General features: G+C 69.8%; 26 protein-coding genes. 11 read left to right on the top strand and 15 right to left on the bottom strand.

The annotated features are described in order from the left end of the window. Window positions 1-11 precede the first annotated feature (11 nt). The 10 genes from AU195_RS18855 to xypA are packed head-to-tail and all read left to right on the top strand — an operon-like array spanning window position 12 to window position 10,451. A complete protein-coding gene (locus AU195_RS18855) occupies window positions 12-689 on the top strand; it encodes an SIS domain-containing protein (protein ID WP_059160582.1) in 678 nt (225 codons plus the stop codon). Then, on the top strand, window positions 686-2,167 hold the full coding sequence (locus AU195_RS18850; protein ID WP_059160581.1) for an FGGY family carbohydrate kinase: 1,482 nt from the start codon (window positions 686-688) through the stop codon (window positions 2,165-2,167). Before AU195_RS18855 ends, AU195_RS18850 begins: the two co-directional genes overlap by 4 nt. Beyond that, window positions 2,164-2,823, top strand: a complete 660-nt coding sequence (locus tag AU195_RS18845; protein WP_059160580.1) for a beta/alpha barrel domain-containing protein — start codon at window positions 2,164-2,166, stop codon at window positions 2,821-2,823. The genes AU195_RS18850 and AU195_RS18845 overlap by 4 nt, the downstream gene beginning before the upstream one ends. A gap of 1 nt (window position 2,824) precedes the next feature. Beyond that, window positions 2,825-3,853, top strand: a complete 1,029-nt coding sequence (locus tag AU195_RS18840) for an NAD(P)-dependent alcohol dehydrogenase (protein WP_059160579.1) — start codon at window positions 2,825-2,827, stop codon at window positions 3,851-3,853. 9 nt (window positions 3,854-3,862) lie between these two features. Further along, complete coding sequence (locus tag AU195_RS18835; protein ID WP_059160578.1) at window positions 3,863-4,630, top strand: SDR family NAD(P)-dependent oxidoreductase; 768 nt, start codon at window positions 3,863-3,865, stop codon at window positions 4,628-4,630. Beyond that, on the top strand, window positions 4,624-5,673 hold the full coding sequence (locus tag AU195_RS18830) for a zinc-dependent alcohol dehydrogenase (RefSeq protein ID WP_059160577.1): 1,050 nt from the start codon (window positions 4,624-4,626) through the stop codon (window positions 5,671-5,673). Before AU195_RS18835 ends, AU195_RS18830 begins: the two co-directional genes overlap by 7 nt. Further along, window positions 5,670-7,220, top strand: coding sequence for a sugar ABC transporter ATP-binding protein (locus AU195_RS18825; protein WP_059160576.1), 1,551 nt, complete (start codon window positions 5,670-5,672; stop codon window positions 7,218-7,220). Before AU195_RS18830 ends, AU195_RS18825 begins: the two co-directional genes overlap by 4 nt. Next, on the top strand, window positions 7,217-8,251 hold the full coding sequence (locus AU195_RS18820) for an ABC transporter permease (protein ID WP_059160575.1): 1,035 nt from the start codon (window positions 7,217-7,219) through the stop codon (window positions 8,249-8,251). The genes AU195_RS18825 and AU195_RS18820 overlap by 4 nt, the downstream gene beginning before the upstream one ends. Window positions 8,252-8,299: 48 nt before the next feature. Further along, on the top strand, window positions 8,300-9,349 hold the full coding sequence (locus AU195_RS18815; protein WP_059160591.1) for a substrate-binding domain-containing protein: 1,050 nt from the start codon (window positions 8,300-8,302) through the stop codon (window positions 9,347-9,349). 46 nt (window positions 9,350-9,395) lie between these two features. Then, window positions 9,396-10,451: a sugar ABC transporter xylitol/L-sorbitol-binding protein XypA gene (gene xypA, locus AU195_RS18810; protein WP_059160574.1), complete on the top strand. Its 1,056-nt coding sequence runs from the start codon at window positions 9,396-9,398 to the stop codon at window positions 10,449-10,451. Between the two features lie 57 nt (window positions 10,452-10,508). Here xypA and AU195_RS18805 read toward each other — a convergent pair whose 3' ends face one another. The 10 genes from AU195_RS18805 to AU195_RS18760 all read right to left on the bottom strand — a co-directional run bounded on the left by AU195_RS18805 (window position 10,509) and on the right by AU195_RS18760 (window position 21,027). Continuing rightward, a complete protein-coding gene (locus AU195_RS18805) occupies window positions 10,509-13,643 on the bottom strand; it encodes a helicase HerA domain-containing protein (RefSeq protein WP_059160590.1) in 3,135 nt (1,044 codons plus the stop codon). Continuing rightward, complete coding sequence (locus tag AU195_RS18800; protein WP_059160573.1) at window positions 13,643-14,266, bottom strand: hypothetical protein; 624 nt, start codon at window positions 14,264-14,266, stop codon at window positions 13,643-13,645. Before AU195_RS18800 ends, AU195_RS18805 begins: the two co-directional genes overlap by 1 nt. Window positions 14,267-14,301: 35 nt before the next feature. Continuing rightward, window positions 14,302-14,922 carry a YgdI/YgdR family lipoprotein gene (locus AU195_RS18795; RefSeq protein ID WP_059160589.1) on the bottom strand — a complete coding sequence of 207 codons (621 nt, stop codon included), beginning with the start codon at window positions 14,920-14,922 and terminating at the stop codon, window positions 14,302-14,304. A 47-nt stretch (window positions 14,923-14,969) separates the two neighbouring features. Beyond that, on the bottom strand, window positions 14,970-15,704 hold the full coding sequence (locus tag AU195_RS18790) for a DUF72 domain-containing protein (RefSeq protein WP_059160572.1): 735 nt from the start codon (window positions 15,702-15,704) through the stop codon (window positions 14,970-14,972). After that, the gene (locus AU195_RS18785) at window positions 15,701-16,333 is read right to left on the bottom strand and encodes an HhH-GDP family DNA glycosylase (protein ID WP_059160571.1); all 633 of its coding nucleotides are present in this window, start codon (window positions 16,331-16,333) and stop codon (window positions 15,701-15,703) included. Before AU195_RS18785 ends, AU195_RS18790 begins: the two co-directional genes overlap by 4 nt. Window positions 16,334-16,371: 38 nt before the next feature. Next, entirely contained in the window at window positions 16,372-16,704 is a 333-nt protein-coding gene (locus tag AU195_RS18780; protein WP_059160570.1) for a TfoX/Sxy family protein, read from the bottom strand. Window positions 16,705-16,708: 4 nt separating this feature from the next. Beyond that, the gene (locus AU195_RS18775) at window positions 16,709-16,897 is read right to left on the bottom strand and encodes a hypothetical protein (RefSeq protein WP_059160569.1); all 189 of its coding nucleotides are present in this window, start codon (window positions 16,895-16,897) and stop codon (window positions 16,709-16,711) included. A gap of 87 nt (window positions 16,898-16,984) precedes the next feature. Further along, window positions 16,985-19,345 (bottom strand): endopeptidase La, encoded by a 2,361-nt coding sequence (lon, locus tag AU195_RS18770; RefSeq protein WP_059160568.1) that lies wholly within the window; start codon window positions 19,343-19,345, stop codon window positions 16,985-16,987. A 64-nt stretch (window positions 19,346-19,409) separates the two neighbouring features. After that, window positions 19,410-19,886 carry a hypothetical protein gene (locus AU195_RS18765; protein ID WP_059160567.1) on the bottom strand — a complete coding sequence of 159 codons (477 nt, stop codon included), beginning with the start codon at window positions 19,884-19,886 and terminating at the stop codon, window positions 19,410-19,412. 136 nt (window positions 19,887-20,022) lie between these two features. Continuing rightward, window positions 20,023-21,027 carry an esterase family protein gene (locus tag AU195_RS18760; protein WP_059160566.1) on the bottom strand — a complete coding sequence of 335 codons (1,005 nt, stop codon included), beginning with the start codon at window positions 21,025-21,027 and terminating at the stop codon, window positions 20,023-20,025. 190 nt (window positions 21,028-21,217) lie between these two features. On the opposite strand from AU195_RS18760, the gene AU195_RS18755 reads away from it, so the two are divergent. Next, a complete protein-coding gene (locus AU195_RS18755; protein WP_059160588.1) occupies window positions 21,218-21,652 on the top strand; it encodes a DUF1810 domain-containing protein in 435 nt (144 codons plus the stop codon). A gap of 4 nt (window positions 21,653-21,656) precedes the next feature. Here the strand turns inward: AU195_RS18755 and AU195_RS18750 are convergent, their stop codons facing one another. The 5 genes from AU195_RS18750 to AU195_RS18730 are packed head-to-tail and all read right to left on the bottom strand — an operon-like array spanning window position 21,657 to window position 26,735. Then, window positions 21,657-22,958 carry an alpha-amylase family glycosyl hydrolase gene (locus tag AU195_RS18750; RefSeq protein ID WP_059160565.1) on the bottom strand — a complete coding sequence of 434 codons (1,302 nt, stop codon included), beginning with the start codon at window positions 22,956-22,958 and terminating at the stop codon, window positions 21,657-21,659. Continuing rightward, on the bottom strand, window positions 22,955-23,434 hold the full coding sequence (locus tag AU195_RS18745; RefSeq protein ID WP_059160564.1) for a nucleoside deaminase: 480 nt from the start codon (window positions 23,432-23,434) through the stop codon (window positions 22,955-22,957). The genes AU195_RS18750 and AU195_RS18745 overlap by 4 nt, the downstream gene beginning before the upstream one ends. 31 nt (window positions 23,435-23,465) lie before the next feature. Then, on the bottom strand, window positions 23,466-25,157 hold the full coding sequence (locus AU195_RS18740; RefSeq protein ID WP_059160563.1) for a tetratricopeptide repeat protein: 1,692 nt from the start codon (window positions 25,155-25,157) through the stop codon (window positions 23,466-23,468). Next, entirely contained in the window at window positions 25,135-26,154 is a 1,020-nt protein-coding gene (locus tag AU195_RS18735; RefSeq protein ID WP_059160562.1) for a hypothetical protein, read from the bottom strand. Before AU195_RS18735 ends, AU195_RS18740 begins: the two co-directional genes overlap by 23 nt. A 20-nt stretch (window positions 26,155-26,174) precedes the next feature. Then, window positions 26,175-26,735 (bottom strand): TetR/AcrR family transcriptional regulator, encoded by a 561-nt coding sequence (locus tag AU195_RS18730; RefSeq protein ID WP_059160561.1) that lies wholly within the window; start codon window positions 26,733-26,735, stop codon window positions 26,175-26,177. Window positions 26,736-26,993 lie beyond the last annotated feature (258 nt).

Below are 26,993 nucleotides of genomic sequence, written 5' to 3'. Positions count from 1 at the left end.
TCACTTAACAGATGAGCAGATTTGATCTGACCGGAGGCGAACACTTGCGCATCGGACCGGACGACGCCGGCTTGACGGCTCTCGCCGGCGAGGTTCTCGCCCGGGAAGCCGACGCGGTCGCCGCGCTCACCGGAACCGTCGAGGCGGGTGTGGTCACGGTGGCCCGCCGGCTGCTCGCCGTCACCGGCAAGGTGGTCACCACCGGCTCGGGAACCTCGGGGATCATGGCCGAACGCCTGGCTCATCTCCTGTCCGTGTGCGGCACCCCCGCGGTGTACCTGCCCGCGATGGACGCACTCCACGGGGGAATGGGTGCGGTGACCCGACACGACCTGGTGCTCGCCATCTCGAAGACCGGGCGATCGGCCGAGATGACCAGCCTGACCGAACGTCTGGTGGACCGTGGCGTCGACGTCGTCGCGATCACCGAGGACGCCCAGAGCCCGTTCGCCAGGGCGGCGACCCAGGTGCAGACCTTGCCCCGCACCGCCGGCGACGCCGACCCGGGCGGGATGATCGCGCTGGCCAGCACGCTGGTCGTGGGCGCGTGGGGTGACGCGCTGGCAGTGGTGTCGATGGCCCTGCGGGGACACACCCTGCACGATGTCGTGCACAGCCATCCCGCCGGCGGAGTCGGCGCGCGCGGGCACCGCCCGGGTGACGATTCGGTGCCGGTGGTGCGGACATGACCGCCGTACTCGGAGTCGACTCGTCGACACAGTCGTGCAAGGTGGAGATCCGCGATCTGACCACCGGCGAACTGCTGGGCTGCGGTTCGGCGCCGCACCCCCCGGCCTTCCCGCCCTGCAGTGAACAGCATCCGCTCGACTGGGTATCGGCCTTGATCGCCGCCACCCGGGCCGCGCTCGCACAGTGCGCCCAGCCGCCCGCCATCCGGGCGATCGCGGTGGCCGCACAGTGTCACGGTCTGGTGATCCTCGACGTCCACGGCAACCCACTGCGGCCCGCGAAACTGTGGAACGACACGACCGGCGCCTCCGCGCTGCGCGCGCTGGCCGCGCGGATCGGGGTTCCGGCGTGGATCCACCGCATCGGCTCGGCGCCCAACGCCGCGTTCACCATCGCCAAACTCGCGTGGGTCGCCCAACACGAACCCGGAGTCCTCGACCGGGCGGCGACGATCCTGCTCCCGCACGACTACCTGACCTACTGGCTGACGGGGCGGCCGGTCACGGACCGCTCCGAGGCGTCGGGCACCGGGTACTTCGACGTGGCGGCCGGTGCGTGGATCCCCGAGTACCTCGACCTGGCCGGCGGCGTGCGGGACTGGCAGTCGATGCTGCCGACGGTGCTCGGTCCGTGCGAGCCGGCCGGCATGCTGCGCGCCGCCGCCGCCGAGATGCTCGGAATCGGCGGTGAGGTGGTGGTCGGACCGGGCGGGGGCGATCAGCACGCCGCCTACCTCGGTCTCGGTCTGCGCGACGGAGACCAGTACATCGGCATCGGCACCTCCGGTGTCGTCGCGACGTCCTCGCGCACACCGGTTTTCGACGAGAACGGCATGGTCGACGGCGTCGCGGATCTGACCGGGGGCTACCTGCCGCTGGTGAGCACGCTCAACGCGGCACGGGTCTCCGATGTCGCCGCCCGGCTGCTGGGCACCGACCTGACCGGCCTGGCGGATCTCGCGCTCGGCGCCGGGGAGGCGCAGGGTCCCGTGCTGGTGCCGTTCCTCGACGGTGAACGTAAACCGGACCGCCCGGATGCCAGGGGCGCGTTCGCCGACCTCACCTCCCACACCACCCGCGAGGAACTGGCGCGAGCGTTCGTGGAAGGGCCGCTGCTGTCGCTGATGAGCGCACGCGACAGCCTGCGCGCGTGCGGCGTGGACGTCAGCGGTGCCGCGACCGCGGTCGGCGGCGGTACCCGGTCACCGGCCACCCTTGCGCTGCTCGCCGACCTGCTCGACGACGAGGTCACCGTGCTCGACGCCGACGAGGCCACCGCCCGCGGAGCCTGTGTGCAGGCCGCCGCCGTCGCCACAAGCTGCGACGTCGCCGGCCTGGCCGATCTCGCCAAACAGTGGCAACCGACTGTGCGGCACCGTGTTTCGCCGCGGCGCACCGGCCGCGACCTGGCCGCGCTGCGGGCGCGCTGGGCGCAACTGGCGGCGTCGCCTCTGCTGGAGAACGGTGTGGGGTCGTGACCGCCGCCGCGCCGCTCGCACCGTGGCACCGCGACTACCCGGGCCTGCTCGCCGGTTCGGTGTACGCGGTGCCGCCGCCCGCGCGCACCGCGGCGGCCAGGGCGATGCACGAGGCCGGGCTCGGCGTGCACGTCGACCTCATGGCCGAGAACGAAGGCCTGCCCGCCGGTGTCGCTCTGACCGAACTCGCCGACATCGCGGACACAGTCGGCCCGTCCGGCTTCGACGTTCACCTGATCGGCTCGCCCGAATTCGTCGACGCCCGACTGGCGCATGTGCTGACCTGCCAACCCGCCAAGGTGTTCCTGCCGTGGGCGGCGTTCACCGAGGAGCGCGCCGCCGCGGTCCGCGACGCAGGCGCCTCGGCGTGGGTGGCGCTGTGGCAGGAGTGGGACGGACTGGGCACCGATCCGCACTGGCCCGCCGCACCCGACGGCGTGCTGGTGATGCTCATCGAACCGGGCACCCGTGGCCGCTGCCGCGTCGAGCGCCTGGGCATCGTGACAGCCCTCGCGACCGACCGTGCGGAGGAACTCCCCGTGATCGTCGACGGCGGGGTCACCGAAGACGTTGCGCCGCTGTGTGTCACGGCCGGCGCCGAAGCGATGGTGGTCGGACGGGCGTTGCTCGCCGGCCCCGCGGACCGAGAGGAATGAGATGACAGACACGGTCGACGCCACCATGCGCGCCAGTGTGATGACCGGGGTGGGCACGCTGCAGATCGAGGAGCGACCGGTGCCGGCGCCCGGTCCGCACGAGGTGCTCGTCGAGGTGGCCGCGGTCGGGGTGTGCGGTTCGGATGTGCACTACTACCGCCACGGCCGGATCGGCGATTTCGTCGTCGAGGAGCCGATGATCCTGGGCCATGAACTGTCGGGGCGCATCGCCGCGGCCGGCGAGGCCGTCGATCCGGCGCGGGTCGGCCAGCGCGTTGCGGTGGAACCGCAGTTCCCCTGCCGGCGGTGCCGACAGTGCACCGCGGGCCGCTACAACCTCTGCCCGCACATGAAGTTCTACGCCACCCCGCCGGTGGACGGGGCGTTCTGCCGCTACGTCACCATCGACGCCGAAATGGCGCACCCCGTACCGGATTCCATGAGCGACGAGGCGGCCGCACTGCTCGAGCCGCTGTCGGTGGCGATCGCCACCATGCGCAAGGCCGGCATCGTTCCCGGATCGTCGATCCTGATCGCGGGTGCCGGGCCGATCGGCGTCATCTGCGCGCAGGCCGCGCGGGCGTTCGGGGCCTCTCGCATCGTGGTCACCGACCTGATCGAGTCCCGCCGGGAGAAGGCTCTTGAGTTCGGCGCCACCGAGGTACTCGACCCGACCGCCGTCGACGTCTCGGCGATCGAACCGGTCGATGCGTTCGTCGACGCCACGGGGGTGCCCGCGGCCGTCGTCAGCGGCATCAAGGCCGTCGGCCCCGCCGGGCGCGTCGTGCTGGTCGGCATGGGTGCCGACGAGTACGCGTTGCCGGTCAGTCACATCGCGAATCTCGAGATCACCGTCACCGGCGTGTTCCGCTACACCGACACCTGGCCTGCGGCAATCCATCTCGTACAGTCGGGCGCCGTCGACCTCGACGCGATGGTCACCGGTCGCTACGACCTCGAGCACGTCGGTGATGCGCTCGACAGCGACACCGACCCGGCCAGCCTCAAATCCATCGTCGTCCCCAACTGAAAGGCCCCCATGAGCAACCGTTCCCCGTTCGACCTCACCGGCCGTACCGCGCTGGTCACCGGCGGTAACCAGGGTCTGGGTAAGGCGTTCGCGTTCGGTCTCGCCCAGGCCGGCGCGCAGGTGGCGATCGCCGGGCGCAGCGCCGAGCGCAACCAGGAGACCGCCGAAGAAGCGCAGGCCGCCGGGCTGCGCCTGCACCCGATCACCGCCGACATCACCAGCGCGGCCGACGTCGACCGGATGACCGCCGAGGCGATCTCGGCGCTCGGCCACGTCGACATCCTCGTCAACAACGCGGGCACCTGCTACCACGCAGAATCCTGGGACGTCACCGAGCAGCAGTGGGATTCGGTGTTCGACCTCAACGTCAAGGCGCTGTGGGCGTGCTCGCTGGCCGTGGGGGCGCACATGCGCGAGCGCGGATCCGGTTCGGTTGTCAACATCGGGTCGATGTCCGGGCTGATCGTGAACCGCCCCCAGATGCAGCCGGCCTACAACGCGTCCAAGGCCGCGGTCCACCACCTCACCAAATCGCTTGCCGCCGAATGGGCGCCGCTGGGCATCCGGGTCAACGCGCTGGCACCCGGTTACGTCAAGACCGAGATGGCGCCCGTGGACAAGCCCGAGTTCAAGCGGCACTGGATCGACGACACCCCGCAGCAGCGGTACGCGCTACCCGAGGAGATCGCCCCCAGCGTGGTCTTCCTCGCCAGCGACGCCGCCTCGTTCATCACCGGTTCGGTGCTGGTCGCCGACGGTGGGTACACCGCATGGTGACGCCCGCTTCGAACCGCCGCGTGGTGGTGGCCTCGCTCGACGACGTGGTCGTCGAGACGGCGGCCACCGACAGCCCCGCGCCCGGGGAGGCGCGGGTCCGGACGTCGCTGGTGGGCATCTGCGGTTCGGATCTGCACGCCGCGTGCGGCAGGCACCCGTTCATCGACCTGCCGTACCGCCCCGGCCACGAGGCGGTGGGTGTGGTCGACGCCGTCGGTCGCGGTGTGGACGAATCCTGGCTGGGCACCAGGGTGACCATCGAACCCAACCTCGCCTGCGGGCGCTGCACCCAGTGCCGTGCCGGGCGGTACAACATCTGCCGGGAACTGCTGGTGTTCGGCTGCCAGACCGCGGGGGCGCTCGCCGACTCGTTCACCATCCCCGTCGACCGCCTCGTCGCGCTGCCCGACGAACTCGACGACCGGCACGCGATCCTCATCGAACCGCTCGCCACCCCGGTGCACACCGTGCGACGGGCCGCCGGACTCGTCGGAGATCTGCGGGACCGCACGGTCGTGGTGATCGGCGCGGGCCCCATCGGGCTGTTCACGCTGCTGGCCGCCCGGCACGCGGGCGCGCGGGTCGTGGTGGCCGACCTGCTGGAGTCCAAGCGGGCGCGCGCCGAACGCCTCGGCGCCGTCGGCGTATTCGACCCCACCGCCGACGATGCGGTCGCCACCGCGCAGCGGCTGCTCGGCGGGCCCGCCGCGGTGGTCGTCGACTGCGTGTCGCGCGAAAGCACGGTCGCGCTGGCGGTCGACCTCGTCGACAAGGGCGGTGCGGTCATGATCGTCGGCGTCGCCGAAGGGTCCACGCCGGTGCCGCTCGGACTGATCCAGGACCGCGAACTCGCGCTGATCGGCAACCTGATGTACGTGCGCGACGACTTCACCGCCGCGATGGACCTGCTGAGCTCGGGCATCGTGCCGGTCGACGAGATCATCAGCGCCGACTTCGATCTCGACCACGCGGCCGAGGCGTTCGCCGCATCGGCGGACGCCGAGAACGTCAAAGTGCTGGTGACAGTGGGAGGTTCGGTATGACCCAGGCGCTGCTGGAATGCGCGGGCATCGAGAAGAGCTTCGGCGGTGTGCCCGTGCTCAAGGGCATCACGCTCAACCTGGAGCCGGGCACCGTCACCGCACTGGCAGGGGAGAACGGTGCGGGCAAGTCCACGCTGATGAAGATCGTCAGCGGTCAGTACAGCGCCGACCACGGCACCGTCACGGTGCAGGGCACTGCGCTCACCCCGGGCAACACCCGGGACGCGGTCCGGCACGGGGTGGCGATCGTGCCGCAGGAACTGGCGTCCATCGAGGACATGACCGTCTACGAGAACCTGTTCGTGGGCCGCGAACTCAAGGTGGGCCCGTTCCTCAACCGCCGGGCCATGATCGACGAAGCGCGCGACGCGCTGGCGGTCTTCGGTGTCGACATCTCGCCGACCGCGCGCATGGGCAGCCTGCCCGTCGGGCTGCGCCAGATCGTCGAGATCGTCAAGGCCGCGCGGACCGGCGCCCAGGTGGTGATGCTGGACGAGCCGACGTCGGCGATCTCGGAACGGGAGGTCGAGGGCCTCTATGAGATCGTGCGCCGGCTGCGCGATCACGGTGTGGCGATGGTGTACACGACGCACAAGATGGCCGAGATCCGCGCCATCGCCGACCGTGTCGTGGTGCTCCGCGACGGCGGGCTGATCCTGGACGAGCCGATCGCCGAGATCACCGACGACGACATCGTCACCGCCATGATCGGCCGCGAGCTCGAGGCGCTGTTCCCGGACCGTCCCGAACCCGGCGCCGACACCGTGCTCGAACTGCGGGACCTGCAGGTCGAAGGCGCCTCGGAGCCGGTGTCGTTCACCGTGCGGGCCGGCGAGATCGTCGGGCTGGCCGGCCTCGTCGGCGCGGGCCGCACCGAACTGCTCGAGGCGATCTTCGGTGCCCGCCACACCACCGCGGGCGAGATCCTGGTGAAAGGCAAGGCGGTCAAGCGCAACCATCCCGCCGCCGCGATCACCGCGGGCATGGCGATGGTGCCCGAGGACCGCAAGCTCTCCGGCGTCGTGCTGTCGATGAGCGTGCTCGACAACGGGTCGCTGCCCCGTCTGTCGTCGTTCTCGGTGGCGGGCTGGCTGCGCGGCAAGGCCCGCACCAAGGCGGTCTCGGACGTCATGTCGTCGGTGCGGCTGCGCAGCCGCGGCCTGGGCCAGGAGGTGGGCACCCTGTCGGGCGGCAACCAGCAGAAGGTGGTGCTGGCGCGCTGGCTGACCGGTGACGTCAACGTCCTGCTGCTCGACGAACCGACGCGCGGTGTCGACGTCGGCGCGCGCAGCGAGATCTACCGCATCATCACCGAATTCGCCGCACGCGGGATGGCCGTGCTGATGGCCTCCTCGGACATGCCCGAAGTCGTCGGCCTGTCGCACCGGGCGTTCGTCATGCGGGGCGGCGCCCTGGTCGGCGAACTGGACCGCGACGCGCTCGACCACCCGGAGGTCCAGGAGTCGGTGTTCCGGCTCGCCACCGCGCTCGACGCGAAAACCCAAGCGCCCCAATCGGACCGCACGCCTGAGGAGAGAAACCCGTGACCACTCAACTCAACACCGGCGGCAAGGGATCGGGCGGCGCCACCACCGTGGCGTCGCCGATCACCGGCGAACCGGTGAAACTGTTCTCGAAGGAATGGTTCGCCGGCATCACCCTTCGCTACGCCATGGTGATCATCCTGCTGCTGGTGATCGCCTACTTCAGCTACCGCAGCGCGCGATTCTCGACGGTGGACAACCTGGTGACGATCCTGGTCGCCGCGGCGCCCTTCGCGCTGATCGCGCTGGGGCAGACCCTGGTCATCCTGACCGGCGGCATCGATCTGTCGGTCGGCAGCGTGATCGCGGTCTCGGCGATGGCCGGCGCCGCCACCGCGAAGGCCAACCCGGGGCAGGTCTGGATGACCGTGCTGGTGGCGATGCTGGTCGGCCTGGCCGTCGGATGCCTGAACGGAATCATGGTGTCGCGCCTCAATGTTCCACCGTTCATCGCGACATTGGGCACGCTGACGGCGGGGTCCGGTATGGCCTACGTCATCGGCGGTGGCGCACCGATCAACGGGCTGCCCGCGGAGTTCGGGTCGATCGCGAACACGAAGATCCTCGGCCTGCAGATCCCGGTGCTGCTGATGATCCTGGGCATCATCGCGCTGGCCATCGTGATGAAGCGGACCACCTACGGCATGCGCGTGTACGCCGTGGGCGGTAACCGGAACGCGGCCGAGATCGCGGGTATCAACGCCAAGAACGTGCTGTTCAGTGTGTACGCGTTCTCCGGACTGCTGGCCGGGCTCTCCGGTGTGATGCTGGCCTCGCGCGTCATCTCCGGCCCGCCCAACCTCGGGCAGGGCTACGAACTCGACGCGATCGCCGCGGTGGTCATCGGCGGGGCCAGCCTGATGGGCGGGCGCGGCACGATCTGGGGAACCGCGCTGGGCCTGTTGATGATCCAGACGCTGAACAACGGTCTGGACATCCTGGTCGTCCCCGCCTACTGGCAGGACGTCATCAAGGGCGTGCTGATCGTGTCGGCGGTGGCGATCGACGTGTGGTCGTCGCGCCGACGAACATGACGCCATGCCGAAGCCTCTGAAGACCGAACAACACGAGAAGAGATGCACATGAAACTGGGGACAAAGACGTTCGCCATCGCCTCTGCCGTCGTGCTGGGGCTGGGCCTGACCGCCTGCGGAGCCGGGGACACCGCCGCCAACGGCGACACCACCCGCATCGGCGTCACGGTGTACGACATGAGCTCGTTCATCACCGCGGGCAAAGAGGGTATGGACCAGTACGCGAAGGACAACAACATCGAACTGGTCTGGAACTCGGCCAATCTCGACGTCGCGACCCAGGCCAGCCAGGTCGACTCCATGATCAACCAGGGCGTCGACGCGATCATCGTCGTTCCGGTGCAGGCCGATTCGCTGGCCCCGCAGGTGGCCCAGGCCAAGGCCAAGAACATCCCGCTCGTCCCGGTGAACGCCGCGCTCGACAGTCCCGACGTGGCCGCCAGCGTCCAGCCCGACGACGTGGCCGCCGGTGAACAGGAAATGCAGATGATGGCCGACCGCCTCGGCGGCCGCGGCAACATCGTGATCCTGCAGGGTCCGCTCGGGCAGTCCGGCGAGATCGACCGCACCAAGGGCATCAACAACGTGCTGTCCCGCTACCCGGACATCAAGGTGCTCGCCACCGACACCGCGAACTGGAAGCGCGACGAGGCCGTCAACAAGATGAAGAACTGGATCTCCGGTTTCGGACCGCAGATCAACGGCGTGGTCGCCGAGAACGACGACATGGGTCTGGGCGCCCTGCAGGCTCTGAAGGAGGCCGGCCGCAACGACGTGCCGATCGTCGGGATCGACGGCATCGAGGACGGCCTCAACGCCGTCAAGAGCGGCGAGTTCATCGGCACCTCACTGCAGAACGGCACCGTCGAACTGTCCGCCGGGCTGGCCGTCGCCAACAAGCTCGCCAAGGGCGAGCAAGTCGACACCAAGCCGGTCTACGTCATGCCGGCCATCACCAAGGACAACGTCGACGTCGCGATCGAGCACGTGGTCACCGGACGGCAGGAGTTCCTCGCCGGTCTGACCGACCTGACCAACAAGAACCTCGAGACCGGGGACATCGCCTACGAGGGCATCCCCGGCCAGAAGCAGCCGTGAGCGCCGCATTCAGTTCCAACCGAGAGAGAGAGCGAGACAACAACAGATGACACTGACGACGAAGTTCGGGGCGATCGCCGCCGCCGGGGTGCTCGGGCTCGGCCTCACCGCGTGCGGCGCGGGGGACACCGAGGCCAACAGCGACACCACCCGCATCGGTGTGACGGTCTACGACATGAGCTCGTTCATCACCGAGGGCAAAGAGGGCATGGACACCTATGCCAAGGCCAAGAACATCGAGCTGGTGTGGAACTCGGCCAACAACGACGTCTCGACGCAGGCCAGCCAGGTCGACTCGCTGATCAACCAGGGCGTCGACGCGATCATCGTGGTTCCGGTGCAGGCGGATTCGCTGGGCCCGCAGGTCACCTCGGCCAAGGAGAAGGGCATCCCGCTGCTGGCGGTCAACGCCGCACTGGAGACGCCCGATCTCGCGGGCAACGTGCAGCCCGACGACGTGGCCGCCGGTGAGCAGGAGATGCAGATGATGGCCGACCGCCTCGGCGGCCGCGGCAACATCGTCGTTCTGCAGGGTCCGCTCGGCGGTTCGGGTGAGATCAACCGCGGCAAGGGCATCGACAACGTGCTCGCCCGCTACCCCGACATCAAGGTGCTGGCCAAGGACACCGCGAACTGGAAGCGCGACGAGGCCGTCAACAAGATGAAGAACTGGATCTCGAGCTTCGGCCCGCAGATCAACGGTGTGGTGGCGCAGAACGACGACATGGGTCTGGGCGCCCTGCAGGCGCTCAAGGAGGCCGGCCGCACCGACGTGCCGATCGTCGGGATCGACGGCATCGAGGACGGTCTGAACGCTGTCAAGAGCGGTGAGTTCATCGGCACCTCACTGCAGAACGGCACCGTCGAACTGTCCGCCGGGCTGGCCGTCGCCGACGCGCTGGTCAAGGGCGAGGACGTCAAGACCGACCCGGTCTACGTCATGCCCGCCATCACCAAGGACAACGTCGACGTCGCGATCCAGCACGTGGTGACCGAACGCGGCAAGTTCCTCGAGGGTCTGGTCGAACTGACCGAGCAGAACCTCAAGACCGGCGACATCGCCTACGAGGGCATCCCGGGGCAGCAGCAACCGCAGCCCTGACCACCCTCACAACGTGAAGCGGGCCCGGTCGGTGACCGGGCCCGCTTTCGTCGGCGTTCACGAGTTCTGCCCCCGTGCCAGGGTCAGGACTTCCTCGGCGGTCGGCGCGCTGGCCGGGTGGTGCGACAGGCACAGCGGCGTCCGGATCTTGTGGAACGACATCCCCTCCAACGCGGCGTAGAACGTCCCCGACTGCAGCCTGCTGATGTCGGGGACCAACCCGCCCTTCACGCGGGCCATCTCGCGGGCCACCGCGATCTGCGTGGACGAGTTGAGCAGACCGTAGAACTGGGTGGCCGCGTTGCCGGGGATGCGGTTGTCCAGCCCCTTGGGCGCCTGTGTGGCGAACACCAGGCCCAGCCCGTACTTGCGGGCCTGCGAGGACAGCGCCACCGTGCTGTGGGTGCACGCGGTGGTACCGACGGACGGCACGAAGTTCTGCGCCTCGTCCATCACCAGCAGCCCGCCCAGCGGGCGGTCGCCCGCAGGATTGCGCTTGATCCAGGCGAACAGCGCCATCTGCAACTGGTTGACGAAACCCTCGCGCTGCGCGCCGTCGGTCAGACCGATCATGCTGATCACCGACACCCGTGCGCGGTAGCCCGCCGACGGCGTCAACAGCACGCCCGGATCGGCCGCTGTCCCCTCGCCGCCGAACAGCGGGTCGTTGACAATGGCGGCTCGGAGGTTCTGCGCGAGTTCGGCGGCGAGGTCGCGTGCGCCGCTGAGTTGGCTGACGCCCTCGGGCAGGTCGGCGAGTAGGCGGATGAAGCCCGGTAGCGTGGTGTCCGGCCGGCGCCCGTAGTGGCGCAGCGCCTCGCGCAACACCGCGCGGGACCTGTTGGCCTTGGCGGTCTTACCGGTGATCAGCGCGCGGGGTTCGAACGCCGCGACGGCCGACTCGACGGCATCGGCGAACTCGTCGTGATCGTCCACCACCCCGGCGAAGTCGGGCAGCGGGTGGAACGACAGCGGACGGCCCGCCGACCGGCGCGGCGTCCAGACCACCACCTCCGTGTTCGCCAGATACTCCCGGGCGCGCGGTGTGTCGGCCGGGTTCCACCCCTGGGGAATCTGCGGCCACGCGCTGCCGAGCCGGGCGAGGTCGTTGTTGGGATCGAGCACGATCGACGACACCCCACGCAGCGCGCACTCCTCGATGAGGCGCCGGATCAATACCGTCTTACCGGATCCGGAGCCGGCGAACACCACGGTGTGCTTGCGCAGCGCCGCCAGATCGACAGAGAGCGCGGTGCCGTCGGTGTCGACGCCGACGGGCACCGCGGTGGGAGAGTCGGCGACCGACGGGAAATCCGGCCGTGACGGGCCGGCGGTCTGCTCCTCGATCTCGTCGGCGGCCGGCTCGGGAACCGGTTCGGGTGCCTCACCGGCCATCTCGCCGAGCGCGGCGCGCAGCAGCGTGATCCCGTGCGCCGGTCTACGGGCGACCAGCCATCCGGCCAGACCCGGCGCGTCCTCGTCGATCAGGTCACGCAGTGCGGTCATGGTCCGCACGTCGTCGTCGGACAGCGGCAGTGTCCGCCCGCCGGCCGCCTCGAAGTCCTCGACCATCGAGGCGGTCTTCGCTCCGCCCGGCCACTGGCTGTTGCGCAACAGGAACAGCCGGCGCTTCTGCGGGTCGGTTCCGAAACCCGTTGCCTGCGAAGCGTTCTTGATGCGGCTCTGAACGGCGATCGCATTGCCGGCGGCGATCGCCCGGAACGCCCAGTGCCGTTCGTCGTCGAGTGCGGCATCCACGACCTGGCGCAGCCTGGCGTGCAGGACCACCCGCTTACCCGGCGGCGGGTCGAGGCGGAACGCCTGCCCGGTCTCACCCTCTTCGAGGATCCAGGCGTCGAGCGCCGCCGACAGCAGGTTCGGCATCGTGGTGTCCTCGCCGTCGGGGTCCGTGGCCGCCGCAGGCACGGCGCGGCGTCGGTACTCGACGAACCTGCGATCGAGATCGCTTGTGTCGAGGGAACTCCGGGCGTGATGCTGCTCGTGCTCGGCGGCCGGTTCACCGGTCAGGCGGGGGAGTTCGGTGACGGTGTCGAGGTCGAGGCACCGCCGCACGTGTGCGTCGGCCCGCTTGAGCAGTTCCCGCGGCGTGAACTGGGGCGCCTCCTCGAACGCCGCGGGCAGGATCGGCCAACTCGGATAGGGCGGTTCGAAGCCGGTCGCGCGGTAGCTCGCGGTGAAGCGCCGTTCGAGGATGGCCCGGCCGATGTCGGCGGTGGGCAGCGCCTCGAGCGGCCTGGTGGTGCGGAACCGGTCCTGGACGGTCGACGTCGCGCGGTCCCGGATGGCCTCCCACGCGACCGGGAGGCAGGCCACCACACTGGCGGTGCGCCGCATGGTCTGTCGCACCGACATCAGGCCGTGTGCCACCTGTTCGAGGTCGCGGTTGTCGGCCGCCTGTTCGCCGCCGGTGCTGCGCACCGACTGCGCCAGCAGCGTGTCGATCTGGTCGATCGCCAGGACGGCGGGCCCGGCCAGCGCCACCAGCCGCGAGATGTCGCGCACCGTTTCCTGCGGGGTCTTGGTGGGTGCGGGCAGGCCCCACCGGGCGCGCTCGTCGTCGAACTCGTCGGTGCCGTCGAGGAAGGCCTGCCCGACGTCCTGCACCTGCAGATCGCCGGCGCCGAGCAGAGCCAGCGCGCGCAGCGTGTGATGTGTCTCGCGGACGGTCGGCCGGTGCACCTTGTGCAGGGCGTTGACGAATTCGCCCAGCACCTCCGGGGTGAGGTCGTCGTCCCCGGCCACCGCGCGCCGGGCCGCCCGCCCGATGTGGGCGATCGACGACAGCTCCCACAACACGTCCTTGAGTTGGGTCTCGCGCTGCCCGCCGGGGCGGCCGAGGCTCTCCATGATGCCGCCGCGGGCGGACTCCCAGAATCCGGCGGCGTCCAGCAGCTCGACGAGGAAGAAGTAACCGCCGCGCTGCTGCACCCGCTCCCTGACCTGACCGAGCAGGTGGGTCTTGCCGGAGCCCGCCTGACCGCGGACCACCACGCCGAGCGGGGTGGAGTCGGGGTCGCGTTCGGCGTCGCCGAATGCGGCGAGCACGTCGCTCAGCGCGTGTTCGTGGAGTCCGTTGACGTGTACCGCACCTTGGGAATGCCACAGGTCGTCGGCCGTCGGCGCCCACGCGAGCCGCAGTCCGGCGAGCGCATCCCGTTCACCCGGCCGCATCAGCACTCGATCGCGATCAGGTGTTTGGGCTGGTTGCCGATGCGGATGGCGGCGTCGCGGTCGGTCTGGGTGAGCGTCTTCTGGTTCTCCTCGGGGATGAGGCTCACGCCCGGGGTCTGGTACAGGCGCACCAATGCCCCGTCGAGGTCGGCGCTGCCCACGTCCGCCAGTTCGGCGCGCAACCGGGACAGGGGGACCCACCCGCCGGGCCGCTGGGCCAGCCGGTGGTAGGTGTCGCGGACGCGGTCCTCGACGGCGCCCGGGGCCGCGTCCTCCGGCGGCAGGAAGACGTCCGCCGGGCGCAGGTCCGCGCTGTCGAAGTAGCGTCCGAGTGCGCGCAACACCGTGTAGAGGGCCCGGCCCTGTCCGGAAGCCCGCCGCGGCACCTCGGCGCCGAACAGAGTGCGACACACCGCCCAGCCGTCATCGGTGAGTTCGTGGACGAGCGGCCGGCCTTCGGTGGTCTCGACCAGCCGGAGGCGGTTGAGCCGTTCGCGGCTCGCCCTGTCGAGTTTGGGGCCCAGCCGTTCCAGCTCGGGGTTCGGGACCGGCCGCGCCTCGGACATCAGGACCAGCAGGACCGCCTGTTCGGTTCCGCTCAGCTCGTCGACCGGAACGGTCATGTCGGGCGTCCTCCTGCCTGTGGTCGTGTCCAGTTCTACCTGGTGGTCGACGTCGGTGGCGGTACGAGCGCGCCGGCGGGCACATCGGTGTACTGCGGCGAATAGGCCTCGGCGGAGAAGGTGAAGCCGCGCCTGCTGCGTTCGCTCAGACAGGACACACCGAACGCCTCCTGCACATTGCACCGGAAACCCGCCACGGCCAGGATCTGGTTGAACTGCAGGACGGTGGCGGTTCCGGTGGGCGGTGCGAACGGCGCGTCGTCGAGTGCCACGAAGGCCGGATCGCCGTCGCGGCCGACGACGAGCGCGGTGGGGGCCGTCTGCTCCCCGGCGGCGTCGATCACGCTCTCCGGTGCCCCCGCGATGTCCAGGGCCGCACCGCCCGCGGCCTGGCACCCGGCCTGCACCCGCGGCACGACCGCACATTCCCAGCGTCCCGACGGCGTGGTGAAGAAGTACTGGGTGAAGCCGTCGACGGGCGTGCCGAAATGGAACGCGTTGGCCAGGTTGGCGTTGTTCAGCGGCGGCGGTGGAGGCGCGGTGGGCGCCGCCGAGCCCGCGGGCCCGCCGTCGTCGGTGGTCACCACCGTCGGTCCGGTGCAGCCGGCCAGCACCAGGACGGCCAGTGCTGCCGGGATCACAGTTGATGCGCGCATGTCGGTGTCCAAGCGTGCCGCAAGCGGTTCCGGGCGTGTCCGCCGGGTCAGCCCACGCGGGCCGCCAGCAGGTGACGCAGCGTGCGCGCGTTGCGCACGGCGTGTCCGCCGAGGTCGTTGTTGAAGTAGACCAGCACACGGCGTCCCTCGGCGTCCCATGCCGCGATCCGGTCGGCCCACCGGCTCAGGGCGTCGTCGGGGTAGGACCCGGCGTAGAGCGATTCCTGGCTCGGACCGTGCATCCGCAGGTAGACCAGATCGCCGGTGGCCCGCGGTATGCACCGCAGCCCGGCGCCGCTCATGATCACGTAGGCGGCGCGGTGGTCCTCGAGCAGGCGGTACACCGCCGGGTCGTCCCAGGAGGGGTGGCGCAGTTCCATGGCGATGGGGATCCACTCCGGCATCACCGTCAGGAAGTGCGCCAGGAGGGCGTCGTCGCGTTCGATGGCCGGATGCAGTTGCACCAGTAGCGCTTCGCGCCGGTCACCGAGTGCGGTCCAGCACCGTTCGAAGCGGTCCACCCACGGTTCCGGGTTCGTCAGCCGGCGGAAGTGGGTGAGCCCGCGGTGGGCCTTGACCGACATGGTGAACCCCTCGGGCAGGCGAGATCGCCACCCTTCGAAGGTCGCGTCGCGCGGCCAGCGGTAGAAGCTGGCGTTGAGTTCGACGGTGTCGAACTCCGCCACGTAGAGGCCGAGGCGTCTGGCCACCGGCGTGCGCTGCGGGTAGAGCACGTCGGTCCAGTGGTCGTAGGACCATCCGGAGGTGCCGATGCGGATCATCGGCCGCGCACCCGCTCGAACAGGTCGTCGTCGAGCGCCGCGCGCACCAGGGCCGCCGCGAACGCGGCCGTACCGTCGGGGGCCAGCTTCTGCAGCGCCGCCGGATCGTCCGGCAGGCCGAGCCGCGACGCCGTTCCGATGGCGCGCTCGTCGAAGTAGGGCCGCAGCCACGTCCAGGTGTCCTGCACCTCCCGCAGGAAGATGTCGGAGCCGGTATCACCGATACCCTTGAACCGCTTCAAGTTTCGCCGTACGGCGTCGACGTCCCGGTCTTCGGCCAGCCTGCGCAGATCACCGCCGTACTCCTTGCGCACGGTCCGGGCCATCTCCACCAGCCGGGTGGCGGAGCTCTCGTCGTACCGGGCGTAGCCGGCGCGGCCGAACGCATCGATCATGGTTCGGCGGTCGGCGTCGAGTACCGCGTCGGGGGTGCGCAGTCCCTCGGCGAACAGTTCGCGTGCGGCGTGCATGGCGACGGTCGCGTCGATCGGCTTGCTGGCCAGCATGCACAGCACCAGGAGCTGGAAGAGCGGCATGGGTGTGTCGGCGAGCCGGATACCGGCCTCTTCGGCATAGGTCCGGCCTGCTTCATCCTGCAGGCGCCGGACGATGTCCTGCGATGCGCCCATGGCGGTTGCATTACCCGCGCACGGCCCCGGTGAACCGGTTACTTGGGCGGAAGCGCCCTGGCGTAGTCGACGCCGTGGCGCACCCAGGACCGCAGTTGGCGCATGGTCCGCACGCCGTCGCGGTCGACCCGCAGCCAGCCCCGGACCTCGCGGCCCGACATGACCATCGGTGCGGTGTGCTCGCGCCGGAGGAGTTTCTCGGTCTGATCGGGCGGGACGCGGACCATCAGGCCGCCCTGACCGCTGGCGGCCACCGCCATGTGGCCGTCGATGAGGAACGCCAGCCCGCCGAACATCCGTTTCTCGGTGACGTCCCGTTCGGCGGAGACGATTTCGCGGATGCGGTCGGCGAGGTCGGCGTCGTAGGTCACCTGGTTATTCTGCGTCGGCGGTGACGTGCCAGTCGCCGACTCGCGCAGACGTCGAGTCGTAGAGGTCCTGTTTGTCGCCCGGTTCGAGTTCGGTGAGGTCCTTGATCTCGTCGGCCAGGCCGGTCAGGATCCGGCCCAGCTCGCCGTTCACGTCGGCATCGTCGGGCAGATTCACTTCCAGCACGAATTTCACGACCCGCGAATACCCGCAATCGCCGAATTTGCACTCAGGGTCGTGATCGCCCGGCGATTCACGACCCTGAGTGCAATCTCTGCCGAACTAGGCGGCGCGCCCGGCCGCTGCGGCCGCCGGTTCGAGCGCCTGCGCGACGATGTCGGCGACGTCGGTCATCGGTCGAACGTCGAGCGCCGACAGCACTTCGGCCGGCACGTCGTCGAGATCCGGCTCGTTGCGCTGCGGGATGAACACCGTCGACAGCCCTGCGCGCTGCGCGGCCAGCAGCTTCTGCTTGACCCCGCCGATCGGCAGCACGCGGCCGTTGAGCGTGACCTCGCCGGTCATCCCGACGTCGGAGCGGACCTGCCGTCCTGTCGCCATCGACACCAGCGCGGTCACCATCGTCACACCGGCCGACGGACCGTCCTTCGGGACGGCGCCCGCGGGCACGTGGACGTGGATGCGACGGTCCAACGCCTTCGGATCGACCCCGAGCTGCTCGGCGTGGGCGCGCACGTAGGACAGCGCGATCTGCGCGGACTCCTTCATCACGTCGCCCAGCTGACCGGTCAGCTGCAGTCCCGCCTCACCGTCGGTGGACCCCGCCTCGATGTAAAGCACGTCGCCGCCGAGTCCGGTCACGGCCAGCCCGGTCGCCACCCCCGGCACCGCAGTGCGCTCGGCCGACTCCGGTATGAAGCGCGGACGGCCCAGGTAACCCACGAGATCCGGCTCGTCGATGACGATCGGCGACGGATCGGCCGCGAGCTTCGTGGTGGCCTTGCGCATCGCCTTGGCGAGCAGCCGTTCGAACTGCCGCACACCCGGTTCGCGGGTGTAGTCGGCCGCGATCTTGCGCAACGCCGCATCGGTCACCTCGACTTCATCGATGGTGAGCGCCGCCCGTTCCCGCTGCCGCGGCAGCAGGAAGTCGCGGGCGATGGCCACCTTGTCGTCGGAGGTGTAGCCGTCGATCTGCACCAGTTCCATCCGGTCCAGCAGCGCCTGCGGGATGTTCTCGATCACGTTGGCCGTGGCCAGGAACACCACATCGGACAGGTCGAGGTCGAGATCGAGGTAGTGGTCGCGGAACGTGTGGTTCTGCGCCGGGTCGAGCACCTCGAGCAGCGCCGCGGCCGGGTCGCCGCGGTAGTCGCTGCCGACCTTGTCGATCTCGTCCAGCAGCACAACGGGATTCATCGACCCCGCCTCACCGATGGCACGGACGATGCGGCCCGGCAGCGCGCCGACGTAGGTGCGGCGGTGGCCGCGGATCTCGGCCTCGTCGCGCACACCGCCGAGGGCGACGCGCACGAATTCGCGGCCCAGCGCCCGTGCGACGGATTCGCCCAGCGAGGTCTTGCCGACCCCGGGGGGTCCGGCCAGCACCATCACCGCACCGGATCCGCGGCCGCCGACGACCTGCAGCCCGCGCTGGGCGCGGCGCGCCCGCACGGCCAGGTATTCGACGATGCGGTCCTTGACGTCCTCGAGCCCGTGGTGGTCGGCGTCCAGGATCTCCCGGGCCGCCTTCAGATCGGTCGAGTCCTCGGTCCGGACGTTCCACGGCAGGTCCAGCACGGTGTCGAGCCAGGTGCGGATCCAGCCGCCCTCCGGGCTCTGGTCGCTGGCGCGTTCGAGCTTGCCGACCTCGCGCAGCGCGGCGTCGCGGACCTCGTCGGGCAGGTCGGCGGCCTCGACGCGGGCGCGGTAGTCGTCCAGACCTTCTTCGCCGCCATCCGGTCCCAACTCGCCCAGCTCCTTGCGGATCGCGGCGAGCTGCTGGCGCAGCAGGAACTCCTTCTGCTGCTTCTCCATACCGGACCGGACGTCCTCGGCGATCTTGTCGGTGACCTCGACCTCGGCCAGGTGCTCACCTGTCCAGTCGATCAGCACGCGCAGCCGTTCGGCGACGTCGGGCGTCTCCAGCAGCTGACGCTTCTGTACCCGTGTCAGGTACGACGCGTAGCCGGCGGTGTCCGCCAGCGCCGACGGATCGGTGAGCTGGTTGACGAAGTCGATGATCTGCCAGGCCTCGCGGCGCTGCAGCATCGCCAACAGGAGCTTCTTGTATTCAGCGGCCAGTTCGCGGGTCCGGTCGGTGATCTCGGGTTCGGGCACCTCGTCGATCGACACCCACAGTGCCGCGCCGGGGCCGTTGACGCCTGCGCCGATGTGCGCGCGGCTTCGTCCGCGGACGACGGCGGCAGTGCCCGCCCCGCCGGGGATGCGGCCGATCTGCACGATCGTCGCGAGGACACCGTAGGTGGGGTAGCGGTCGCCCAGCCGCGGCGCGATGAGCAGCTCGCCGGAGTCGCCGGGTGCGGCGGCGGTCTCAGCTGCTTCGACGGCGGCGCGGGCGGCGTCGTCCAGTTCGATGGGCACGACCATGCCGGGCAGCACGATCGCCTCGCTGTTGAACAGGACGGGCACCACACGCGATGTGTCGTTGGCTTGAGCCATTGATCCTCCAAAGTTCAGTCGAATCGACTCAACCCTGGGTGCGGGCGGTTTGTTCCCGGAGGCGTTACCGCTCGCCGGCGGGTCCGGGCCGCGCCAGGCCACGCGGGCGGTCCAGCCAGCGCGCCAACCGGGGTTCGACGACGGCGAGCAGCACCGCGACCGCGAACCACAGAACCGACAGCGCCACAGTGGTGTTCCAGGCGTCGAACGAGTAGCCGTCGTCGTCTTCGCTGTGGAAGAACGGCCCGATGATGCCGAACTGGATCGCCGGTGCCACGGCGATGCAGAACGCGAGCCCGGTGGTGGCGCCGAACGCCCCGCGCAGCAGCATCGCCCGCGGGGTCCGCACGGTCGGCGCCGGACGGTGGTGCGCGAGCAGGATGATCAGCAACAGCAGGCCGATCACCACGGCCAGCACGTCCCAGTCGTCGCCGGCGAAGATGAACGCGACCGCACCGCCCACGGTGGCCAATGCCAGCGCGCCGGGGTCCACCCGTTGCTGCAGTTCGATATGTGTCACGGCATTGCCGTCGTCCGCCATTGCGTCACTCTAAGGTCGTGCCCGGTCGTGGTGGGCGGTGTTTGCCGCACGAGTATCCGGCGTGTCGGGCGAGGACCCGCAAACGGCAGGGAGCCTGCCGTGGGGGTGACGGCAGGCTCCCTGGTTGTGGGTGGTTCTAGACGGCGCCCTGTGCGCCGAGCACCCGCTGGATGTCCGGCTTCATCTGCTGCAGCTGCTGACCCCAGTAGCCCCAGGCATGTGTGCCGTTCGACGGGAAGTTGAACACGCCGTTGGTGCCGCCCGCGGCGATGTAGTTGTCGCGGAAGGTCACGTTGGTGCGCAAGGTGAAGCCCTCGAGGAACTGGGCCGCCATGAGGTTGCCCCCGGAGGTGCCGGCGTCGAGTTCCGACGGGGTCCCGGTGCCGCAGTAGATCCACACCCGGGTGTTGTTCGCGACCAGCTGGTTGATGTTGACCATCGGGTCGTTACGCCGCCACGCCGGATCGCTGGCCGGGCCCCACATGCTCTCGGCGTTGTACTTGCCGGAGTCCTGCATGGCCAACCCGATCAGCATCGGCCACCAGCCCTCGGAGGGGTTGAGGAAGCCCGACAGCGACGCCGCGTAGATGAACTTCTGCGGGTAGTAGATCGAGTAGGTGAGTGCGGTGCTGCCGGCCATCGAGATGCCGACGACCGCGTTGCCGTTGGGCGACACGCCGCGGTTGGCCTCCAGCCACGCGGGCAGCTCCTGGGTCAGGAACGTCTCCCACTTGTAGGTGTAATCCTGGCCGTTGCCGCGGGACGGCTGATACCAGTCGGTGTAGAAGCTGGACTGGCCGCCGACAGGCATGACCACCGACAGGCCCGACTGGTGGTACCACTCGAACGCGGGGGTGTTGATGTCCCAGCCGTTGTAGTCGTCCTGCGCGCGCAGGCCGTCGAGCAGGTACACCGCGTGCGGGCCGCCGCCCTGGAACTGGATGCGGATGTTGCGGTTCATGGACTGGGAGAACACGTCGAGGTACTCGACCGGCAGACCCGGCCTCGAGAAGGCACCTGCGGTCGCCGAACCCCCGGCGAAGCCGATCAGACCCGGAAGCGTGATCGCGGCGACCGCAACCACCGCCATCCGCCTCCATGTCCGCCTCGCTGTATCGCGGAACTTTCCGACGAATTTCATAACGGCAACCCACCCACCTTTCTTCGCATGCCACAAGCAGTGCCGTCGCTTATCGAGACTCATGAAACACGTGCCACATCTGTCACACGCGTACCAACACGGCGGCGCGTGATCGCGGTTGGCTAACGATTCCGACTCGGCCCGTTACGAACCCACGCATGGTGTGGCCACGGACGGGTACCACCCGAACGTGACCGAGAACTCCGTCGATACCCACGATCTGCAACGCTTCGTAGACGCCCAGGATCCCGTGTACGACACCGTGATCGGAGAACTACGCGCCGGACGCAAACGCTCGCACTGGATCTGGTTCGTCTTCCCGCAGCTGAAGGGGCTGGGCCGCAGTCCCACGGCCCAGCACTACGGCATCGCCTCCCGTGAGGAGGCCGTCGCCTACCTCGGGCACGACGTGCTGGGGCCGCGGATACGCGAGTGCACGCGACTGGTGCTCGCCATCGAGGGCCGGTCGGCAGGCGAGGTCTTCGGCTCACCCGACGACCTGAAGCTGCGATCGTCGATGACGCTGTTCGCCCGGTGCACCGACGACAACGCCGACTTCCTCGGCGTGCTCGACAAGTTCTACGGCGGTGAACCCGATCCCGCGACGGTCTCGCGACTGTCCTGAGCGCTCAGGCGGGCGCGACGACGACCCAACCGTGCGGTGGCACCGTCAGCTGGTCGAGTTCCTCGGCAGGCGGCGCGCCGGAGCCGGCCACCACCCGGCCTCGGCGTAGCGCGGTGTCGCCCAGCGGGACGGTCAGCGGTGCGTCGTCGACGTTGAGCGCCACCAGCAGCGCGTCGTCGCCGTTGCGGGTTTCGTAGACGTAGTGCCGATTCGCCAACTGCACCGCGGACGTCGTCGCGCGGTGCAGCCACGGATGGCGACGGCGCAGCCCGATCAGATACTTGTGCAGCCGGAAGATGTCGCTGTCTTCCGTTGGCGGCGTGGCGAATTCGGGACGTACGGCGTCGTCACCACCCCTGCGGTCCTCCTTGACGCCGCGATACCCCAGCTCGTCTCCGGCGTAGACGCTGGGCACCCCGCCGATCGTGAACAACAGCACCAGTGCGTGCTCGAGGTGGCGGGAATCTGTCATCTGGCTCGCGATCCGCGTGACGTCGTGGTTGCCGACGAAGGTGAGCGGTGCGAACGAGTCGAGGAACTCGTTGTGCCGCTTCAGCGCATGGTCGAGTTCGTGGAAGTTGCCGTCGTTGAGGCTGCTCCACACCGCCTTCCACAGTTCGTACTGGGTGACGGAGTCGAACCCGGCGGCCACCCGGGCGGCGTAGTCGCCGTGGATGACCTCGCCGACGAACCAGGCGTGGGGGTGGCGTTCGCGCACACGCGGCAGCACCTGGGACCAGAACCGGTCCGGAACGGCGTAGGCGGCGTCCAGTCGCCACCCGTCGGCGCCACGGTTCAGCCAGTGCGACATCACGTCGACGGTGTAGTCGACGACGGCCGGGTCACGGTGGTCGAGCGCGATCAGCTCACCGTGCCCCTCGAAGGTCGCGAAACCGTTGCGGCCCCGGCGGAACCACGATGACGCCGGGTGATCGGGACCGCCGTCGAGCGCCTCGCGGTAGCGGGGGAAGTCGGTACCGACGTGGTTGAACACGCCGTCGAGCAGGACGCGCAACCCGCGGCGGTGCGCCTGCTCGATCAGGTCGTCGAAGTCCCCCTCGTCGCCGAGCCGCGGATCGATCGCATAGTGGTCGGTGGTGTCGTATCCGTGTGTGCGCGATGCGAACACCGGACCGAGCGCGAGACCGGAGGCGCCGAGTGCGATGGCGTGGTCGAGCCAGGCCACGATGCGCCGCAGCCGGTGCTCGTCAGGGCTCGGTGGGGGATCGGCGGGGAAGGCGCCGACGAACCCCAGCGGGTACACCTGCCACCAGATGACGTGTTCGACCCACGCGGGTTCTGTCACGATCCGAACTTCTCCCAATAGAGGGCCTGCATGACGTCGGCCAGTTCCGGCGCCGGCCCGTCGACGGGCACATCGGGTGCGACCGTGTTGACGGGCAGGGTCGCCACCGGTGGGGCGGGGGCGCCCCACTCGGCCAGCCATCGGCTCAGCTGTGCCGACGAGGTGGCGTAGACGATGCGGCCCAGGCCCACCCAGGCGTGCGCGGCCGCGCACATCGGGCAGTGCTCGCCGGAGGTGTAGACGGTCGCGGCGGCGCGCTCGGCCGGGTCGAGGTTCTCCGCCGCCCACCTGGCGATCGCGAACTCGGGGTGACGGGTGTGGTCACCGCCGCTGACCCGGTTGTGGTCGGCGAAGCGAACCCGGCCCGCGCTGTCGACGAGGACGGATCCGAACGGTTCGTCACCGGCGTCGAGCGCCTCGCGCGCGAGCTCCACGCAGCGGCGGAGGTGTTCGAGATCCGAGTCACTGATCGGCACGTGCCGGAGTCTACGCAGCGGCCCGGGGCGGTCAGTCAGAACAGCAGTCGTCGACGACGTCGAGGCGGCAGGCGCACGACGCCGCGATCGGCACGTCGGCGCGGGCCAGGGCGAGGCCGAGTTGCTGACCGATGATGGCCGCCTCGGCGGTGCGCCCGAGCCGCTGCAGGCATTCGTGATATCCGTGCAGGCTCCACACATTGCCCGGATGCTGCGACGAGCGGCTCAGTTGCGGGTCGAGGCCGAGGTCGGCGGCGTATACGGCGGCGGCGTCGGTCACCCGGCCCTGTTCGAGCAGCAGCGCCCCGTAGGCGTGCCGGGTCGGCTGCATCCACCCCCACGGCTCGTCGTACGGCAACGAGTCGTCCAGGTCGACGGCCCGCCGCAGGTGGGTGAAGGCCTCGTCGAATTGCCCTGCGCGGTAGGCGATCTCACCGTCGAGCATGGCCTCGGCGACGGCCAGGATGTCGCGGCTGGTGTTGTTGAACAGGTAGCGGGACTCGGGGATGCGGGCATAGGCGGCCGCGAAGGCCTCCCGTTCGGCCCGGGCCTGGTCCAGGTGACCCTTCGCGGCGTGCGCGACACCGCGCCCGTAGTGGACGGTCGCGGTGGTGGTGCAGTAGAGCGTCTGGTCGTCGGGCAGCGGTTCGGCGATCAGGTCGTCCCAGCGCCCGAACCGGACGAGTACGTGCACCCGTAGCGGGACGAACGCCTCCAGCCAGTCGGCCATCGGCGGCGATTCGATCGCGAGCAGTTCCGGCGTCAGTTGACCTGCCAGTTCCTCCGCCGCGTCCAGGGCGACCTTCGACGAGCCCTCGAACATCGCCGAATACACCACGAAATGCAGATCGTGCGCGCGGTAGAGAGAGTAGAAGTTCAGCGGACCCGCCCGGTCGACGAACCGGCGGTCCGCTTCGACGGCAGCGAGATTGGAGGTCACCGAGGCCCGGTACTGCCCGCAGAGGACGTCGATGTGGCTGGGCATGTGCTGCAGGTGGCCGGCGTCGGGCACCAGACCCCGCAGCAGGTCGGCAGCGGGCAGCGCGTCCTCGGGAGTCGCCGACATCTCCATGGTGTGCAGATACAGGTGCAGCACGCCCGGATGCCGGCGGCCCGCGTCGGTCGCCAGCGCCGCGTCGAGGAGCGCCTTGGCCTCCACCACCCGCGAACCCGGTGCCGGTTCACCGGTCCTGGTGTCCCACAGGGCCCAAGCCGTGATGTTGACCAACGCGTCGGCGGCCAGCGCCTGCACGTCGACGTCGTCGGGGTAGGCGGCGGCGAGTTCGACCATGGCGTCGGCGTAGGCCGGATGCCCGTCCTGCAGCGCCTCGGCCGCGCCGGGGTCGTCGACGGGGAACCGGGCCTGCAGCGCCTCGATCAGGCCGCGTTCCACGGCTGATGCGCGGCCGCGTTCGGCGAGCCTCAGTTCCATGCGGGCGCGGGCCAGCGACGCGCCCATGTCGACCGGGTCGAACGCCTCCCACGGCTTGTTGTAGTTGGGTCCGACGGAATAGGCGATACCCCACCGCGCGACGGCCAGATCCGGGTCCAGTTCCAGCGCCCGCTCGAAACAGCGGACCGCCTCCTCGTGGTTGAACGCGTACGCCCAGACCAGGCCGCGGTCGAACCACGTCTGCGCTTGCGGTGACGGCGTTTCCACCGCCCGGTGGTGCGAGCCGAGGTCGTAGTACGGCTCGGCGTCACGGCCGAGCGAAACCGTCATGGCGAGAACGATAATGGAGCGACACCGCGGTGGCGAGTGCCGCGAGCACCGCACCCGCCGCCGCCCACACCCCGAGCGTCACCACGGCGGTCGTCGCCCCGTTGCCGCCGAAGTACTGGAGGCTGCGCAACAGGTCCACACCCGATCCCTGGGGGACGATGTGGGTGAACGTGCGGTAGAAGCCGGACAGCAGCGGCCGCCCGACGGGGCCGGCGGCCGCGGCGTTGCCCACGATCACCAGGAACAGGGTCAGCGTCAGCGACGCGAGGGTGCCGAACGCCGCTGCCACACCGGTGATCGCGCCGCCGACTGCCATCGCGTACAGCCACAGCGCACCGAACAGCTGCGCCGGGTGGCCGGTGAGCGCGCCGAGGCCGCCGTCGACGTACGCGGTCACCCCGGCGGCCAGCAGGGCCGAACACCCCGCCAGGCTCAGGGTGCGCAGACCGAACGTGCGCGGGGTGCGCGCGGCGCCCATGACGCGGCTCAGAATCGTGGCGCCGGCCGAGGCGCCGATGGACAGGAAGATCACGGCGTAGAACTCGACGGTGCCCGAGGGGTCCGCCGCTGACGTGGGCGCGACGTCCTCGACGACCGGGGTCAGGCCGGCCTCGGTGGCGATCGCCCGGCCGACGGATTCGGCGGCGGCCATCACGCTGCGTCCGCCGCCGCCGGCCACGTAGATGGTGAGGTCATGATCGGCGCCGACGGCGAGACCTGCGTCGGCGCGGCGCTGGTAGACCAGGTCGCGTGCGGTCGCGGCGTCGGGGGCGTCGGTGACGGCGAGCGCCTGTTGTCCACGGACCGCCTCGAGAACCTGTGGGGGAGCGGCGACCGCGACGTCGAGGTGGCGCAGCGTCGGGTTGGCGAAGGCGCCGGAGTAGCTGGCGATCATCGCGACGACGAAGAGCGTGAGCGCCACCATCGCGGCGGCCGTGGTGGCCACCCGTGAGCGCATACCGGACTCCCGGCGGGGATCTGCGGCGTGTTTTGCCATGGCAGACAGGACCTTTCGGGTCAGAGGTTGAGGAGCGCGTACACGGTGTCGAGCGCGGCGGTCACCCTGGTGTGCAGATCATCGCTGTCCGGGTCCTCCATCCAGGACCGCAGCACCTCCAGGAACCCGCCCACGAGGAACCGGCTGACCGGCTCCGGCGACAGTGCGGCGACCGGGCCGAGAGACGGTGCGGCCTCCTCGGCGATGCCGGTGCACGCGGGGAGCAGTTCGGTGCGGAACGCCGACACCACCCGGCCGGTGACCGCGCTGCCCACGACGTTGCGGTACATCGCTCGGTGGTCCGCGGCGAAGTCGAACAACCGCAGGATGCGGGTGCGGGGGTCGCCGTCCAGATCGCTGGCGGCGGCGGCGAACGCGGCGGTGAAGGCCGTGGCGATCGCATCGTCGCGATCGCCGAAGTGTTGGTAGAACGCCTGCCTGCTGACTCCCGCGCAGGCGACCAGGTCGGCGACGGTCAGATCGTCGACGGGTCGCTGCGCGACGAGTGTCAGCGCGGCGTCGCGGATGCGGGCCCTGACGCGTTCCGCGCGCGGATCCGCGCTGTGTGTCCGTGCCGCCATGCCGAGAAGCCTAGACGATTTCGTGGACAACTGACCACGAAGTGACATGTGCTTTCGCACACGGTGCGGTCCGGGCTGTGACCGCGGCGTGTCGCGGCGAGCACCGGCGATGGCGGCGGATCCCCCGTCTACGGTGACGTCAGTGTCAGGGTGAGGTAGCCGCTATCGCGGTGGTTGGATGCTTTGCATCTGGTGTCTGGCTCGTACGGTGGCTGCCGCCTTCGGGTTGGCGAGCATGCGTTTTGCCGACATCAGGTG

Origin of the sequence: Mycobacterium sp. IS-1496 (assembly GCF_001499995.1) — a bacterium.
Taxonomy (GTDB): domain Bacteria; phylum Actinomycetota; class Actinomycetes; order Mycobacteriales; family Mycobacteriaceae; genus Mycobacterium.
The sequence above is the reverse complement of the archived record's forward strand: the minus strand, read 5'-3'. Positions and strand labels throughout refer to the sequence as shown.

What these genes read in the sequence shown, in the direction of transcription:
- AU195_RS18855 (WP_059160582.1), top strand. Translation starts at nt 12, where the DNA reads ATGAGCAGATTTGATCTGACCGGAGGCGAACACTTGCGCATCGGACCG.
- AU195_RS18850 (WP_059160581.1), top strand. Translation starts at nt 686, where the DNA reads ATGACCGCCGTACTCGGAGTCGACTCGTCGACACAGTCGTGCAAGGTG.
- AU195_RS18840 (WP_059160579.1), top strand. Translation starts at nt 2,825, where the DNA reads ATGACAGACACGGTCGACGCCACCATGCGCGCCAGTGTGATGACCGGG.
- AU195_RS18835 (WP_059160578.1), top strand. Translation starts at nt 3,863, where the DNA reads ATGAGCAACCGTTCCCCGTTCGACCTCACCGGCCGTACCGCGCTGGTC.
- AU195_RS18830 (WP_059160577.1), top strand. Translation starts at nt 4,624, where the DNA reads ATGGTGACGCCCGCTTCGAACCGCCGCGTGGTGGTGGCCTCGCTCGAC.
- AU195_RS18825 (WP_059160576.1), top strand. Translation starts at nt 5,670, where the DNA reads ATGACCCAGGCGCTGCTGGAATGCGCGGGCATCGAGAAGAGCTTCGGC.
- AU195_RS18815 (WP_059160591.1), top strand. Translation starts at nt 8,300, where the DNA reads ATGAAACTGGGGACAAAGACGTTCGCCATCGCCTCTGCCGTCGTGCTG.
- xypA (WP_059160574.1), top strand. Translation starts at nt 9,396, where the DNA reads ATGACACTGACGACGAAGTTCGGGGCGATCGCCGCCGCCGGGGTGCTC.
- AU195_RS18805 (WP_059160590.1), bottom strand. Translation starts at nt 13,643, where the DNA reads ATGCGGCCGGGTGAACGGGATGCGCTCGCCGGACTGCGGCTCGCGTGG.
- AU195_RS18800 (WP_059160573.1), bottom strand. Translation starts at nt 14,266, where the DNA reads ATGACCGTTCCGGTCGACGAGCTGAGCGGAACCGAACAGGCGGTCCTG.
- AU195_RS18795 (WP_059160589.1), bottom strand. Translation starts at nt 14,922, where the DNA reads ATGCGCGCATCAACTGTGATCCCGGCAGCACTGGCCGTCCTGGTGCTG.
- AU195_RS18790 (WP_059160572.1), bottom strand. Translation starts at nt 15,704, where the DNA reads ATGATCCGCATCGGCACCTCCGGATGGTCCTACGACCACTGGACCGAC.
- AU195_RS18785 (WP_059160571.1), bottom strand. Translation starts at nt 16,333, where the DNA reads ATGGGCGCATCGCAGGACATCGTCCGGCGCCTGCAGGATGAAGCAGGC.
- lon (WP_059160568.1), bottom strand. Translation starts at nt 19,345, where the DNA reads ATGGCTCAAGCCAACGACACATCGCGTGTGGTGCCCGTCCTGTTCAAC.
- AU195_RS18765 (WP_059160567.1), bottom strand. Translation starts at nt 19,886, where the DNA reads ATGGCGGACGACGGCAATGCCGTGACACATATCGAACTGCAGCAACGG.
- AU195_RS18760 (WP_059160566.1), bottom strand. Translation starts at nt 21,027, where the DNA reads ATGAAATTCGTCGGAAAGTTCCGCGATACAGCGAGGCGGACATGGAGG.
- AU195_RS18740 (WP_059160563.1), bottom strand. Translation starts at nt 25,157, where the DNA reads ATGACGGTTTCGCTCGGCCGTGACGCCGAGCCGTACTACGACCTCGGC.
- AU195_RS18735 (WP_059160562.1), bottom strand. Translation starts at nt 26,154, where the DNA reads ATGGCAAAACACGCCGCAGATCCCCGCCGGGAGTCCGGTATGCGCTCA.
- AU195_RS18730 (WP_059160561.1), bottom strand. Translation starts at nt 26,735, where the DNA reads ATGGCGGCACGGACACACAGCGCGGATCCGCGCGCGGAACGCGTCAGG.